Source organism: Caenimonas sp. SL110 (assembly GCF_001044395.1).
Taxonomy (GTDB): Bacteria; Pseudomonadota; Gammaproteobacteria; order Burkholderiales; family Burkholderiaceae_C; genus Ramlibacter.
Genome location: NZ_JANU01000013.1, coordinates 400,115 through 414,329 on the forward strand (window position 1 = coordinate 400,115; position 14,215 = coordinate 414,329).

General features: G+C 62.9%; 13 protein-coding genes. All 13 read left to right on the plus strand.

Translation table 11 applies throughout. From position 1 onward, the window contains the following. The first annotated feature begins 51 nt into the window (after nucleotides 1-51). The 13 genes from AQ12_RS10085 (at nucleotide 52) to hisG (ending at nucleotide 14,212) form a co-directional block, all read left to right on the plus strand. Nucleotides 52-4,782: a glutamate synthase-related protein gene (locus AQ12_RS10085; RefSeq protein ID WP_048439720.1), complete on the plus strand. Its 4,731-nt coding sequence runs from the start codon at nucleotides 52-54 to the stop codon at nucleotides 4,780-4,782. Between the two features lie 10 nt (nucleotides 4,783-4,792). Beyond that, nucleotides 4,793-6,259, plus strand: a complete 1,467-nt coding sequence (locus AQ12_RS10090; RefSeq protein WP_048439721.1) for a glutamate synthase subunit beta — start codon at nucleotides 4,793-4,795, stop codon at nucleotides 6,257-6,259. Nucleotides 6,260-6,302: 43 nt separating this feature from the next. Next, nucleotides 6,303-7,121: an ABC transporter ATP-binding protein gene (locus AQ12_RS10095; RefSeq protein ID WP_048439722.1), complete on the plus strand. Its 819-nt coding sequence runs from the start codon at nucleotides 6,303-6,305 to the stop codon at nucleotides 7,119-7,121. Further along, on the plus strand, nucleotides 7,118-7,900 hold the full coding sequence (gene mlaE / locus AQ12_RS10100) for a lipid asymmetry maintenance ABC transporter permease subunit MlaE (RefSeq protein ID WP_048439723.1): 783 nt from the start codon (nucleotides 7,118-7,120) through the stop codon (nucleotides 7,898-7,900). Before AQ12_RS10095 ends, mlaE begins: the two co-directional genes overlap by 4 nt. A gap of 17 nt (nucleotides 7,901-7,917) precedes the next feature. Continuing rightward, nucleotides 7,918-8,406 (plus strand): outer membrane lipid asymmetry maintenance protein MlaD, encoded by a 489-nt coding sequence (mlaD, locus tag AQ12_RS10105; protein ID WP_048439724.1) that lies wholly within the window; start codon nucleotides 7,918-7,920, stop codon nucleotides 8,404-8,406. Beyond that, nucleotides 8,403-9,191, plus strand: coding sequence for a VacJ family lipoprotein (locus tag AQ12_RS10110; protein ID WP_082151517.1), 789 nt, complete (start codon nucleotides 8,403-8,405; stop codon nucleotides 9,189-9,191). The genes mlaD and AQ12_RS10110 overlap by 4 nt, the downstream gene beginning before the upstream one ends. Before the next feature lie 111 nt (nucleotides 9,192-9,302). Then, the gene (locus AQ12_RS10115; RefSeq protein ID WP_369799008.1) at nucleotides 9,303-9,947 is read left to right on the plus strand and encodes a phospholipid-binding protein MlaC; all 645 of its coding nucleotides are present in this window, start codon (nucleotides 9,303-9,305) and stop codon (nucleotides 9,945-9,947) included. A 6-nt stretch (nucleotides 9,948-9,953) separates the two neighbouring features. Then, complete coding sequence (locus AQ12_RS10120) at nucleotides 9,954-10,226, plus strand: lipid asymmetry maintenance protein MlaB (protein ID WP_048439726.1); 273 nt, start codon at nucleotides 9,954-9,956, stop codon at nucleotides 10,224-10,226. Nucleotides 10,227-10,285: 59 nt separating this feature from the next. Next, entirely contained in the window at nucleotides 10,286-11,251 is a 966-nt protein-coding gene (locus tag AQ12_RS10125; RefSeq protein ID WP_048439727.1) for an ABC transporter ATP-binding protein, read from the plus strand. After that, nucleotides 11,248-12,003: an ABC transporter permease gene (locus tag AQ12_RS10130; RefSeq protein ID WP_048439728.1), complete on the plus strand. Its 756-nt coding sequence runs from the start codon at nucleotides 11,248-11,250 to the stop codon at nucleotides 12,001-12,003. Before AQ12_RS10125 ends, AQ12_RS10130 begins: the two co-directional genes overlap by 4 nt. Before the next feature lie 21 nt (nucleotides 12,004-12,024). Continuing rightward, nucleotides 12,025-12,267 carry a BolA family protein gene (locus AQ12_RS10135; RefSeq protein WP_048439729.1) on the plus strand — a complete coding sequence of 81 codons (243 nt, stop codon included), beginning with the start codon at nucleotides 12,025-12,027 and terminating at the stop codon, nucleotides 12,265-12,267. 6 nt (nucleotides 12,268-12,273) lie between these two features. Then, nucleotides 12,274-13,539, plus strand: a complete 1,266-nt coding sequence (murA, locus tag AQ12_RS10140) for a UDP-N-acetylglucosamine 1-carboxyvinyltransferase (RefSeq protein WP_048439730.1) — start codon at nucleotides 12,274-12,276, stop codon at nucleotides 13,537-13,539. A 16-nt stretch (nucleotides 13,540-13,555) separates the two neighbouring features. Continuing rightward, nucleotides 13,556-14,212, plus strand: a complete 657-nt coding sequence (gene hisG, locus AQ12_RS10145; protein WP_048439731.1) for an ATP phosphoribosyltransferase — start codon at nucleotides 13,556-13,558, stop codon at nucleotides 14,210-14,212. The last annotated feature ends 3 nt before the right edge of the window (nucleotides 14,213-14,215 follow it).

Below are 14,215 nucleotides of genomic sequence, written 5' to 3' on the forward strand. Positions count from 1 at the left end.
CTGCGGTGCGGTATTCTCGAAAACCCTAGAGAACCCGAGCAGGAGTGCGCCATGACTACGGACGCAGAGATCAAGTACTTGCAAGAACACGGCCTGTATTCAGGCGCGGACGAACATGACGCGTGCGGTGTCGGCTTTGTGGCCCACATCAAGGGCGAAAAGAGCCACTCCATCGTGCAGCAAGGTCTCAAGATTCTTGAGAACCTGGACCACCGCGGCGCGGTGGGCGCCGACAAGCTGATGGGCGATGGCGCCGGCATCCTGATCCAGTTGCCCGACGCGCTGTACCGCGAAGAAATGGCCAAGCAGGGTGTCAACTTGCCGCCGCCCGGTGAATACGGTGTCGGCATGATCTTCCTGCCCAAGGAACATGCCTCGCGCATGGCCTGCGAGCAGGAGATGGAGCGCGCGATCAAGGCCGAAGGCCAGGTGCTGCTCGGCTGGCGCGATGTGCCGGTCGATCGCGAGATGCCGATGTCGCCTGCCGTCCGCAAGAAGGAACCCATCCTGCGCCAGGTGTTCATCGGACGCGGCCACGACGTGATCGTGCAGGACGCGCTGGAGCGCAAGCTCTATGTGATCCGCAAGACCGCCAGCGCCGCCATCCAGAACCTCAAGCTCAAGCACAGCAAGGAATACTACGTTCCCAGCATGTCCAGCCGCACCGTGGTCTACAAGGGCCTGCTGCTCGCAGACCAGGTCGGAACCTACTACCTCGACCTGAAAGACGTGCGCTGCGTTTCGGCGCTGGGCCTCGTGCACCAGCGTTTTTCGACCAACACTTTCCCCGAGTGGCCGCTTGCCCACCCCTATCGTTATGTCGCCCACAACGGCGAAATCAACACCGTCAAGGGCAACTACAACTGGATGAAGGCACGCGAAGGCGTGATGTCGTCGCCGGTGCTCGGCCCCGACCTGAAGAAGCTCTATCCCATCAGCTTCGCCAGCCAGTCCGATACCGCCACATTCGACAACTGTCTCGAACTGCTCACGATGGCCGGCTACCCGATCAGCCAGGCCGTGATGATGATGATCCCCGAACCGTGGGAGCAGCACACGACGATGGACGAGCGCCGCCGCGCGTTCTATGAATACCACGCTGCGATGCTGGAGCCGTGGGACGGCCCCGCATCCATCGTGTTCACCGACGGCCGCCAGATCGGCGCGACGCTCGACCGCAATGGCCTGCGGCCGTCCCGTTATTGCGTGACCGACGACGACCTGGTCATCATGGCGTCCGAGACTGGCGTGCTGCCCGTGCCAGAGAACAAGATCGTTCGCAAGTGGCGCCTGCAGCCCGGCAAGATGTTCCTGATCGACCTGGAACAGGGTCGCATGATCGACGACGAGGAACTCAAGGCCAACCTCGCCAACAGCAAGCCGTACAAGCAGTGGATCGAAAACCTGCGCATTCGCCTGGACGACCTGTCCGACACGTCGGGCAAGGTGCCGCACAGCGACGTGGAACTGCTCGATCGCCAGCAGGCCTTTGGCTACACCCAGGAAGACATCAAGTTCCTGATGTCCCCGATGGCGCAGGCCGGTGAAGAGGGCATCGGCTCTATGGGCAACGACAGCCCGCTGGCCGTGCTGTCCAACAAGGACAAGCCGCTCTACAACTACTTCAAGCAGTTGTTCGCGCAGGTGACCAACCCGCCTATCGATCCGATCCGCGAAGCGATCGTGATGTCGCTGGTGTCGTTCATCGGCCCCAAGCCCAACCTGCTCGACATCAACCAGGTCAACCCGCCGATGCGGCTCGAAGTGAGCCAGCCGATTCTCGACTTTGCCGACATGGCCAAGCTGCGCGAGATCGAGACGATCACCAACGGCAAGTTCCGCAGCCATACGCTGGATATCACTTACCCGCGTGACTGGGGCCATGAAGGCGTCGAGGCCAAGCTGGCTTCGCTCAACGCTGAAGCGGTCGATGCGATCAAGGGCGGCAACAACATCCTGATCATCAGCGACCGCCGCGTCGGCCCCGATCATGTGGCCGTGCCTGCGCTGCTCGCGTTGTCGTCGGTGCACCAGCATCTCGTGCGCGAAGGTCTGCGCACGACGGCAGGCCTCGTCGTCGAAACCGGCACCGCGCGCGAAGTGCATCACTTCGGCGTGCTCGCAGGCTACGGCGCAGAAGCGGTGCACCCGTACCTCGCCATGGAAACGCTGGTCCACATCCACAAGGATCTGCCGGGCGACCTGTCCGCCGACAAGGCCATCTACAACTACGTCAAGGCAGTGGGCAAGGGCCTGTCCAAGATCATGTCGAAGATGGGCGTGTCCACCTACATGAGCTATTGCGGCGCGCAGCTCTTTGAAGCGATCGGCCTGAACAGCGAGACGGTCGAGAAGTACTTCACCGGCACTGTGAGCCGCGTCGAAGGCATCGGCGTTTTCGAGATCGCGCAGGAATCGATCCGCATGCACAAGGCCGCATTCAGCGACGACCCGGTGCTTGCAACCATGCTCGACGCAGGCGGCGAATACGCCTGGCGCACCCGCGGCGAAGACCACATGTGGACGCCCGATGCAATCGCAAAACTGCAACACGCGGCGCGCGCCAACAACTGGAACACGTACAAGGAATACGCCCAGCTGATCAACGACCAGTCGCGCCGCCACATGACGCTGCGCGGCCTGTTCGAATTCCGCATCGACCCAAGCAAGGCGATCTCCATCGACGAAGTCGAGCCCGCGAAAGAAATCGTCAAGCGCTTCGCCACAGGCGCGATGTCGCTCGGCTCGATTTCGACCGAAGCGCACAGCACGCTCGCCGTTGCCATGAACCGTATCGGCGGCAAGAGCAACACGGGTGAGGGCGGTGAAGACCCGGCCCGTTATCGCCAGGAACTCAAGGGCATCCCGATCCGGCAGGGCCAGACGCTCACCGACATCATCGGCAAGGAAGCCATCGAAAGCTCGGCCGACTATGCGCTGCAAGAGGGCGATTCGCTGCGCTCCAAGATCAAGCAGGTCGCATCGGGCCGCTTCGGTGTGACGGCCGAATACCTGTCGTCGGCCGACCAGATCCAGATCAAGATGGCGCAGGGCGCCAAGCCCGGCGAAGGCGGCCAGTTGCCCGGCGGCAAGGTCTCCAAGTACATCGGCAAGCTGCGTTACTCGGTGCCGGGCGTGGGCCTGATTTCACCGCCGCCGCATCACGACATCTACTCGATCGAAGATCTCGCGCAGCTGATTCACGACCTGAAGAATGTCGCGCCCCATGCGTCCATCAGCGTGAAGCTGGTGTCCGAAATCGGCGTCGGCACGATTGCCGCAGGCGTTGCCAAATGCAAGAGCGATCACGTGGTGATTGCAGGCCATGACGGCGGCACGGGCGCATCGCCCTGGTCGTCGATCAAGCACGCCGGCTCGCCCTGGGAAATCGGCCTTGCCGAAACCCAGCAGACGCTGGTGCTCAACCGGCTGCGCGGACGCATCCGTGTGCAGGCCGACGGCCAGATGAAGACCGGCCGTGACGTGGCGATCGGTGCCTTGCTGGGCGCTGATGAATTCGGCTTTGCGACGGCGCCGCTGGTGGTCGAAGGCTGCATCATGATGCGCAAGTGCCACCTCAACACCTGCCCGGTGGGTGTCGCCACGCAAGACCCGGTGCTGCGCGCGAAGTTCGCGGGCAAGCCCGAGCATGTCGTCAACTACTTCTTCTTCGTCGCAGAAGAAGTGCGCCAGATCATGGCGCAGCTGGGCATCCGCAAATTCGATGAACTGATCGGCCGCGCCGACCTGCTGGACATCCAGAAGGGCGTCTCGCACTGGAAGGCCAAGGGGCTCGACTTCACCCGCCTGTTTGCGCAGCCGACTGTTCCTGCCGACGTGCCGCGCTTCCATGTTGAAGAGCAGGACCACGGCCTTGCGAAAACGCTGGACCGCATCCTCATCGAGAAGTCGCGTCCGGCCATCGAGCGCGGCGAGAAGGTGCAGTTCATCGAAGTGGCGCGCAACGTCAATCGCTCGGTCGGCGCGATGCTGTCGGGCGCCCTGACCAAGGTGCACCCCGAGGGCCTGCCAGACGACACGATCCGCATCCAGCTCGAAGGCACGGGCGGACAGTCGTTCGGCGCGTTCCTGGCCAGGGGCATCACGCTGTACCTGATTGGCGATGCCAACGACTACACCGGCAAGGGCCTGTCGGGCGGGCGCGTGGTCGTCAGGCCGAGCATCGACTTTCGCGGCGTCGCAACCAACAACATCATCATCGGCAACACCGCGCTGTATGGCGCGACCACCGGCGAGGCGTTCTTCAGTGGCGTTGCAGGCGAGCGCTTTGCCGTGCGTCTTTCCGGTGCCACGGCGGTGGTCGAAGGCACTGGCGATCACGGCTGCGAATACATGACCGGCGGCACGGTGGTGGTGCTCGGCAAGACCGGACGCAACTTCGCGGCCGGCATGTCGGGCGGCATCGCGTACGTCTATGACGAAGACGGCCAGTTCGCCAGCCGCTGCAACACCGCGATGGTGTCGCTCGAAGCCGTCGGCAGCGCGGCCGACCAGAAGGCCGGACGCACGTCGAAGTGGCACAAGGACGAAGCCGATGAAACCCTGCTGCGCAAGTTGCTCGAAGAGCACAACCGCTGGACCGGCAGCCGCCGTGCGCGTGAGCTGCTCGACAGCTGGGCCACCTCACGCGGCAAGTTCGTGAAGGTGTTCCCGAACGAATACAAGCGAGCGCTTGCCGAGATGTACCAGCGCGAAGTCGAAGCCGCGAGCACCGGCAACAACGCGTCGGTCGGCATGCAACACCCCGTCGCAGCGGCTTAAGGAAAAAATCATGGGAAAAATCACCGGCTTCATGGAGTACGAGCGCGTCGAAGAGGGCTACAAGCCCGTTGCCGAACGCGTGAAGCACTACAAGGAATTCGTCATCGGCCTGAGCGACGAGCAGGCCAAGGTGCAAGGCGCGCGCTGCATGGATTGCGGCACGCCGTTTTGCAACTCGGGCTGCCCCGTCAACAACATCATTCCGGACTTCAACGACCTGGTCTATCGCAGCGACTGGGACGATGCATTCCTGGTGCTGGATTCGACCAACAACTTCCCCGAGTTCACGGGCCGCATCTGTCCCGCACCGTGCGAAGAAGCCTGCGTGTTGAACGTGAACGACGATCCGGTCGGCATCAAGTCGATCGAGCACGCCATCATCGACAAGGCCTGGGAAATGGGCATCGTCAAGCCGCGTCCCGCGCGCATCCGCACCGGCAAGAAAGTGGCTGTCGTGGGCTCCGGCCCTGCGGGCATGGCAGCAGCGCAGCAGCTTGCACGCGTGGGCCATGACGTCACGCTGTTCGAGAAGAACGATCGCATCGGCGGCCTGCTGCGCTACGGCATCCCCGACTTCAAGATGGAGAAGTCGCACATCGACCGCCGCGTGGAGCAGATGAAGGCAGAGGGCGTGACCTTTCGCACTGGCGTGATGATTGGCGAGTTGCCCAAGGGCAGCAAGGTGACCAACTGGGCGAAAGAAACGATTTCTCCTGCCGACCTGCAAGCGCAGTTCGACGCTGTGCTGCTCACCGGCGGCTCAGAGCAATCGCGCGACCTGCCTGTGCCGGGCCGCGAACTGGACGGCGTTCACTTCGCGATGGAATTCCTGCCGCAGCAAAACAAGGTCAACGCTGGCGACAAGATCAAGGGTCAGCTCACGGCGACAGGCAAGAGCGTGATCGTGATCGGCGGTGGCGATACCGGCTCCGACTGCGTGGGCACCAGCAACCGCCACGGCGCGACCAGCGTGACGCAGTTCGAACTGATGCCGCAGCCGCCCGAGCACGAGAACAAGCCGCTGACCTGGCCTTACTGGCCCTACAAGCTTCGCAGCAGCTCCAGCCATGAAGAGGGATGCGAGCGCGAGTTCGCCATCGCCACCAAGGAGTTCATCGGCGAAAAGGGCAAGGTCACCGGCCTGAAGACGGTTCGCGTCGAGTGGAAAGACGGCAAGATGAGCGAAGTCGCTGGCAGCGAGCAGGTGCTCAAGGCCGATCTGGTGCTGCTGGCGATGGGCTTCGTGAGCCCTGTTGCGAGCATTCTCGAAGGCTTCGGCGTCGAGAAGGACGCGCGCGGCAACGCGAAGGCCACGACCGATTTCATCGGCGGCTACGCGACCAACGTACCCAAGGTGTTTGCTGCAGGCGACATCCGTCGCGGCCAGTCGCTGGTGGTGTGGGCGATTCGTGAAGGACGCCAGGCGGCGCGCTCGGTCGATGAATTCCTCATGGGGTTTTCGGATCTGCCACGTTGATCGCTAAGGCAGGGCTAATCGCCCAAGCCTTATCATCGCGCCGATGACTGAACCCGCCGAAGGCGCGCTCGTCGAATGCCGTAACTTGAGTTTTGGCTACGGCTCGCGCCTCATTCTCGACAACCTTTCCCTCACCGTTCCGCGTGGAAAAGTGACGGCGCTCATGGGCGCGTCCGGCGGTGGCAAGACCACCGTGCTTCGCCTGATCGGCGGCCAGGTACGTGCCAATAGCGGTGAACTCCTGTTCGAAGGCAAGGATGTCGGCAAGCTCAGCCAGTCCGGCCTGTATGACGCGCGCAGGCGCATGGGCATGCTGTTCCAGTTTGGTGCGCTCTTTACCGATCTCTCGGTTTTCGACAACGTGGCATTCCCGCTTCGCGAACACAGCGGCCTGACGGAAAGCCTCATTCGCGACATCGTGTTGATGAAGCTCGACGCCGTGGGCCTGCGAGGCGCACGCGATCTGATGCCCAGTGAGATTTCGGGTGGCATGGCACGCCGTGTCGCGCTGGCACGAGCAATCGCACTCGACCCCGACCTCATCATGTACGACGAGCCCTTCGCAGGGCTCGACCCGATTTCCCTCGGCACGGCTGCGCAGCTCATCCGCAGGCTGAACGACACGCTGGGCATCACCAGCATCGTGGTCTCGCATGACCTGGTCGAAACCTTTGCCATCGCAGACCAGGTGATCATCCTGGCCAATGGCAAAGTTGCCGCCCAGGGCACGCCGCAGGAAGTGCGCGCATCGAAAGACCCGCTCATCGAGCAGTTCGTGAACGCGCGTGCCGAGGGGCCGGTGGCATTTCACTATCCCGGCCCCACGGCAGTGCAGGATTACAGCGGGGGATTCAACGGATGAGCTGGTTCAATCCTGCCGCTGTCGGCTTTGCTGTTCGCGCCAAGCTCGTGGATATCGGCTATGCCACGCGACTTTTCATGCGGCTCGTGGCCATGGCCGGGCCGACGCTGCGCCGCTTCGGCCTGGTGCGCGACCAGATCCATTTCCTGGGCAACTATTCGCTGGCGATCATCACGGTTTCCGGCCTCTTCGTCGGCTTTGTGCTGGGCCTGCAGGGCTACTACACCTTGCAGCGCTACGGTTCGTCCGAGGCGCTGGGACTGCTGGTGACATTGAGTCTGGTGCGCGAACTCGGCCCGGTGGTGACCGCACTGCTTTTTGCCGGGCGTGCCGGCACCTCGCTCACAGCCGAGATCGGCTTGATGAAAGCAGGCGAGCAGTTGAGCGCCATGGAAATGATGGCGGTCGATCCGGTGCAGCGCATTCTTGCGCCGCGTTTCTGGGCCGGCATCCTCGTCATGCCGGTGCTGGCCGCGGTGTTCAGCGCCGTCGGTGTCATTGGCGGCTGGGTCGTCGGCGTCCTGCTGATCGGCGTGGACCCCGGCGCTTTCTGGAGCCAGATGCAGGGCGGTGTCGATGTCTGGCGTGACGTCGGCAATGGCGTCATCAAGAGTTTTGTTTTTGGCGTCACCGTGACGTTCATCGCGTTGCTGCAGGGCTTTGAGGCCCATGCGACCCCCGAGGGTGTGTCGCGCGCGACAACGCGTACGGTGGTGATTGCTTCTCTGGCCGTGCTGGGACTCGATTTTGTCCTCACGACCTTGATGTTCAGTATTTGATGGGGGCTCGAGGCACTATGCAAAAGTCAAAAAGCGATATCTGGGTGGGTCTGTTCGTGCTCATCGGTGCCGCAGCGCTTGTTTTTCTGGCGTTGCAATCAGCGAACCTGCTGTCGCTGAGTTTCCAGCCGACCTATCGCGTGTCAGCCAAGTTCGACAATATCGGTGGGCTGAAACGCCAGGCAGCCGTCAAAAGTGCGGGCGTGGTGGTCGGCCGGGTCGATGCGATCACCTTCGATACCAAGTCCTACCAGGCCCTGGTGACACTGGCAGTCGAGAGTCGTTATGCCTTTCCGAAAGACAGCTCGCTGAAGATCCTGACAAGCGGACTGCTGGGCGAGCAGTACATAGGTGTAGAGGCTGGGGCCGACGAGAAGAATCTGGCGGCAGGCGATACCATCACCGCAACCCAATCGGCTGTCGTGCTTGAAAACCTGATCGGGCAATTTCTCTATAACAAGGCCGCCGAAGGAAGCAGTTCGGCGGCGTCGGCTGCCAAGAAATGACTTTGACTTCCCCGCCACTCTTCTCGTTCTTCTCATTGTTCTGTCTGGGTCATCGACGCAGTGCGGTTGCGGCCCTGCTCGCGGGTGTCCTGGTACTGCTCACCGGTTGCGCCAGCCCCAATGCAACATCGCGCGATCCGTTCGAATCATTCAACCGCAACATGATGTCGTTCAATGACGGCATTGATTCGATGGCGCTCAAGCCAGCCGCCACCGTCTACAAACAGGTGGTGCCGCCCCTGGCCCGCACCGGTGTCAGCAATTTCTTCGGCAACCTCGGCGATGCCTGGTCGACGGTCAACAGCGCGCTGCAGTTCAAGTTCGGCGACGCCGCAGAAAACTTCATGCGCCTGAACGTCAACACGTTCTTCGGGCTGGGCGGCATCCTGGACATCGCGAGCGAACTGAACATCGAGCGTCACAAGGAAGACCTGGGCCAGACGCTAGGGCGCTGGGGCGTTCCGGCGGGCCCGTATCTGGTGCTGCCGGTGTTTGGTCCTTCCACCATGCGCGACGCCATCGCGCTGCCTTTTGATCGCAAGGCAGACCCGCTCGGCCAGGTCAACCCCTGGGGGACTCGCTACACCCTCTCCACGTTGCGCCTGATCGACACGCGCTCGAACCTGCTGCGCGTCGGGACCGTGATCGATGAAGCCGCCCTGGACAGGTACACCTTCACGCGCGATGCGCACTTGCAGCGCCGCCGCGCCGAAATCAGCGAAATCACATCCGATGGCAATGCCGGCCAGGAACCCAAGGCTGACGGCACGCCCGCGCCCAAATAATTTGAGCGGACGTTGCAAACTGTTGCACCGGCCCGCATGTAACCGGAACCCGTGGGACGCCGGGCGTTCCAACGATGACTTTGCGGCCAGTGACCGCACGAAAGGTTTGAATTGAAAAGAAGATCTCTCATCGAGTGGATTGCATCCATCGCAGCAGTCGCCGCCTTCGCGGGAGTCGGCATGGCGCCGCTGGCCCACGCCGCCGAAGAAACGCCGGACGTGATGATCAAGCGCCTGTCCGATGACGTGCTGGGCGCCATCCGGCAGGACAAGGCGATCCAGGCCGGCGACACCTCGCGCGTGATTGCCCTGGTCGACAGCAAGATCATGCCCAACGTCAACTTCCAGCGCATGACGGCCGCCGCAGTCGGCCCGGCATGGCGCCAGGCCACGCCCGAGCAGCAAAAGCGTCTGCAGGAAGAATTCAAGGTCCTGTTGGTGCGCACCTACTCAGGCGCGCTGTCGCAAGTGGACGACCAGACGATCAGCATCAAGCCGCAGCGCGGTGCGACCACCGATACCGATGTGCTCGTGCGCACCGAGATTCGCGGCCGTGGCGATCCGATCCAGCTGGACTACCGTCTGGAAAAGACCCCAGGGCAGGGCTCGGGCTGGAAGATCTACAACCTGAACGTGCTGGGCGTGTGGCTGGTCGAGACCTATCGCAGCCAGTTCGCCACCGAAATCAATTCCAAGGGCATCGACGGGTTGATCGCAGCGCTGGCAACGCGCAACAAGTCCAACGCCAAGGGCTGAACGGCCATGCTGGTGCTGCCCGCCGAGCTGACCCATGCGCATGCGGTGGCCAGCTGCCGCATGCTGGTGCAGGGGCTTGCTTCGCACGCGGACGCTGCGGTGGTGGCCGATGCCAGCGCGCTCACGCACTTCGACTCGTCCGCTCTCGCAGTGCTGCTCGAATGCCGGCGTGAAGCGCTGGCGATGGGCAAAACTCTCTCGATCAGCCGCATGCCGGCGCGCCTTCGCGAACTCGCCACGCTTTACGGCGTAGCGCAGCTGCTTCCGGCGGCGCCGTAAGGCGATTGCCCGCTCCATCGGGCTGTGTTGCGCCCGCCCGGTAAAATCCCGGGCTCCCCATGCCCGCCATCTCCTTCCAATCGGTTTCCAAGCACTATTCGTCCGCACGCGGGAATTCCCTCAAGGCGCTCGACAACGTGAGCCTCGACATCGAGGAGGGCGAGTTCTTTGGCTTGCTCGGCCCCAACGGCGCCGGCAAGACCACCATGATCAGCATCCTGGCCGGTCTCACGCGAGCCACGTCAGGCAGCGTCAGCGTGCTGGGCCACGATGTCCAGACCGACTATGCCAATGCCCGCAGGCGTCTGGGCGTGGTGCCGCAGGAACTCGTCTTCGATCCCTTTTTCAACGTGCGCGAGGCGCTGCGCATCCAGTCGGGCTACTTCGGCGTCAAGAACAACGGCCCCTGGATCGACGAGCTGCTGGAAAGCCTGGGCCTGGCCGACAAGGCCAATTCCAATATGCGCCAGCTCTCGGGCGGCATGAAGCGCCGCGTGCTGGTCGCGCAGGCGCTGGTGCACAAGCCGCCCGTCATCGTGCTCGACGAGCCGACAGCCGGTGTCGATGTGGAACTGCGACAGACGCTGTGGCAATTCATCGCCAGGCTGAACAAGCAGGGTCACACCGTGCTGCTGACCACCCACTACCTCGAGGAAGCGGAAGCCCTGTGCGGGCGCATCGCCATGCTCAAGACCGGCCGCCTGGTGGCGCTGGAGCGCACGAGTGAGTTGCTCAAGGCGGCTTCAAGCAATGTGCTGCGCTTCAAGATGGACAGCGCGCTGCCAAAAGAGTTTGAAGGCAAGGCCCGCGTCACGGGTCGCATCGTGCAGTTGCCCGCACATGACGCGCACGAGATCGAGCGCTATCTGGCCGTCATTCGCGAGGCTGGCTTGCGAGTAGAAGACGTCGAGATCCGCAAGGCCGACCTCGAAGACGTGTTCCTGGACGTGATGTCGCGCCATGGTGAGAAGTCGCCTGAAGCACTGGCCCAGCCCGGCCAAACTGCGCTGGAGGCCGCCAAATGAACGGCTGGCAGACCCTGCTCTACAAGGAAGTCCTGCGCTTCTACAAGGTGAGCTTCCAGACGGTGGCCGCCCCGGTGCTCACGGCGGTGCTCTACATGCTGATCTTCGGCCATGTGCTGCAGGACCATGTGAAGGTCTATGACAAGGTGAGCTACACCGCGTTTCTCGTCCCTGGCCTGGTGATGATGAGCGTGCTGCAGAACTCGTTTGCCAACAGCGCGTCTTCGCTGGTGCAAAGCAAGATCATGGGCAGCCTGGTGTTCCTGCTGCTGACGCCGCTGTCGCACTGGGCGTGGTTCACCGCCTACGTGGGCTCCTCGATTGCTCGCGGTCTCGCCGTGGGCCTGGGCGTGTTTGCGGTGACTGCGTTTTTCGGCCAGCCCTCGTTCGAGGCGCCGCTGTGGATCATCGTGTTCGCGGTGCTGGGCGCAGGCCTGATGGGCTCGCTGGGCGTCATTGCCGGTCTCTGGGCCGACAAGTTCGACCAGATGGCGGCGTTCCAGAACTTCATCATCATGCCGATGACGTTTCTGTCGGGCGTGTTCTATTCCATCCATTCCCTGCCTGCGTTCTGGCAGCAGGTGAGCCATCTCAACCCGTTTTTCTACATGATCGACGGCTTTCGCTACGGCTTTTTCGGGGTGAGCGATGTGTCGCCGTGGCTCAGCCTGGCCATCGTGGGCACGGCTTTTCTCGTGGTGAGCTCGATTGCCGTCCACTTGCTGCGAATCGGCTACAAAATCCGGAGCTGACCTCACTCAGACGACCCTGCCATGACCGCCGAAGAACTCCAATCCCTCATCGCCTCGGGCCTTGCCTGCGACCACCTCGAAGTGTCAGGCGACGGGCGCCACTGGAGCGCCGTGATCGTTTCCTCGCAGTTCGAGGGCAAGCGCCTGATCCAGCGCCACCAGCGTGTATACGCCACCCTCGGTGCGAGAATGCAGACAGACGAAGTGCACGCACTTTCGATGAAGACATTGACGCCCGCCGAGTGGGCCAACGAACCCAAATAGACCGATATGGACAAGCTTCTGATTCGCGGGGGCCACCAGCTCCACGGCGAGGTCCGGATTTCCGGCGCCAAGAACGCCGCGCTGCCTGAACTGTGCGCAACGCTGCTCACTTCCGATCCGATGGTGCTGGAGAACGTGCCCCGCCTGCAGGACGTGGCAACCATGCTCACGCTCATCCGCAACATGGGCGTGACCGTGGAGCGCGATGCGCAAGGCACGGTACGTATCGACTCCGCGCGACTGAGTTCGCCGGAAGCGCCCTATGAGCTGGTCAAGACCATGCGCGCCGCGGTGCTCGCCCTCGGTCCCCTGCTGGCGCGCTTTGGTGAAGCGACCGTGTCGCTGCCCGGCGGATGCGCCATCGGCTCCAGGCCAGTTGACCAGCACATCAAGGGCATGCAGATGATGGGCGCCGAGATCACGGTCGAGCACGGCTACATGATCGCCAAGCTGCCCAAGGGCTGGAGCCGCCTGAAGGGCGCGAACATTCGCACCGACATGGTGACTGTCACCGGCACCGAAAACTTCCTGATGGCCGCCACGCTCGCCGAAGGCACCACGGTGCTGGAAAACGCGGCGCAAGAGCCGGAGATCGTGGACCTGGCCGAAATGCTGATTGCCATGGGCGCGAAGATCGAAGGCCACGGGACAGAGCGCATCACGATCCAGGGCGTGGAAAAGCTGCACGGGGCGACCCATCGCGTGGTCGCCGACCGCATCGAGGCCGGCACGTTTCTCTGCGCTGTGGCTGCCGCAGGCGGTGATGTCACGCTGCGCCACGGCCGCGCCGAGCACCTGGGCGCCGTGATCGACCTGCTGCGCGCAGCGGGTGCGACGGTCACGCCGGTCGAAGACGGCATCCACATCAAGTCGCAGGGGCGTCTCACGGCCCAGAGCTTTCGCACCACCGAGTACCCGGGCTTTCCGACCGACATGCAGGCGCAGTTCATGGCGCTCAACATCATTGCCGAAGGTCCTTCCAAGGTGACCGAGACGATCTTTGAAAACCGTTTCATGCACGTCAATGAAATGGTGCGCCTGGGTGCGAACATCCAGGTCGACGGCAAGTTCGCCGTGATCGAAGGAGTGGAGAAGCTCTCGGGCGCCGTCGTCATGGCGACCGACCTGCGCGCGTCGGCCAGCCTGGTGATCGCCGGCCTGGTGGCGCAAGGCGAAACCATCGTGGACCGCATCTATCACCTGGATCGCGGCTACGACCAGATGGAAACCAAGCTGCGTGGCATCGGCGCAGACATCGAGCGGATTTCCTGAGTCCATGCCTGAACCCATGCTGACCCTGGCCCTGTCAAAGGGACGCATCTTCGAAGAAACCCTGCCGCTGCTGCGCGCAGCCGGCATCGAGGTCACCGAAGACCCCGAGAAGTCGCGCAAGCTGATCCTGGCAACAACTCGCCCGGACGTGCGCGTGGTCATCGTTCGTGCGAGCGATGTGCCCACCTATGTGCAGTACGGCGGTGCGGACCTGGGGGTGACGGGGCTCGACACGCTGATCGAACACAGCGCCGACTGGGGCCGCGGATCGGGCCTGTACCAGCCGCTGGACCTGCGCATTGCCAGATGCAGGGTGAGCGTCGCCGTGCGCTCCGATTTTGATTACGCCAGTGCAGTGCGCCAGGGCTCGCGGCTGAAAGTCGCCACCAAATACGTGAACATCGCGCGCGAATTCTTCGCTGCCAAGGGCGTGCACGTCGACATGATCAAGCTGTACGGCAGCATGGAACTCGCGCCGCTCACAGGGCTGGCCGACGCTATCGTCGACCTGGTCTCCACCGGCAACACGCTCAAGGCGAACCACCTGGTCGAGGTCGAGCGCATCATGGACATCAGCTCGCGCCTGGTGGTCAACCAGGCTGCACTCAAACTCAAGCAGTCCGCCATTCGCAGCGTGATCGACGCATTTTCTTCCGCCATTGCCCAGGACTGACAC

Coding starts and splice junctions, on each gene's coding strand:
- AQ12_RS10085 (WP_048439720.1), top strand. CDS start 52: ATGACTACGGACGCAGAGATCAAGTACTTGCAAGAACACGGCCTGTAT.
- AQ12_RS10090 (WP_048439721.1), top strand. CDS start 4,793: ATGGGAAAAATCACCGGCTTCATGGAGTACGAGCGCGTCGAAGAGGGC.
- AQ12_RS10095 (WP_048439722.1), top strand. CDS start 6,303: ATGACTGAACCCGCCGAAGGCGCGCTCGTCGAATGCCGTAACTTGAGT.
- mlaE (WP_048439723.1), top strand. CDS start 7,118: ATGAGCTGGTTCAATCCTGCCGCTGTCGGCTTTGCTGTTCGCGCCAAG.
- mlaD (WP_048439724.1), top strand. CDS start 7,918: ATGCAAAAGTCAAAAAGCGATATCTGGGTGGGTCTGTTCGTGCTCATC.
- AQ12_RS10110 (WP_082151517.1), top strand. CDS start 8,403: ATGACTTTGACTTCCCCGCCACTCTTCTCGTTCTTCTCATTGTTCTGT.
- AQ12_RS10120 (WP_048439726.1), top strand. CDS start 9,954: ATGCTGGTGCTGCCCGCCGAGCTGACCCATGCGCATGCGGTGGCCAGC.
- AQ12_RS10125 (WP_048439727.1), top strand. CDS start 10,286: ATGCCCGCCATCTCCTTCCAATCGGTTTCCAAGCACTATTCGTCCGCA.
- AQ12_RS10130 (WP_048439728.1), top strand. CDS start 11,248: ATGAACGGCTGGCAGACCCTGCTCTACAAGGAAGTCCTGCGCTTCTAC.
- AQ12_RS10135 (WP_048439729.1), top strand. CDS start 12,025: ATGACCGCCGAAGAACTCCAATCCCTCATCGCCTCGGGCCTTGCCTGC.
- murA (WP_048439730.1), top strand. CDS start 12,274: ATGGACAAGCTTCTGATTCGCGGGGGCCACCAGCTCCACGGCGAGGTC.
- hisG (WP_048439731.1), top strand. CDS start 13,556: ATGCTGACCCTGGCCCTGTCAAAGGGACGCATCTTCGAAGAAACCCTG.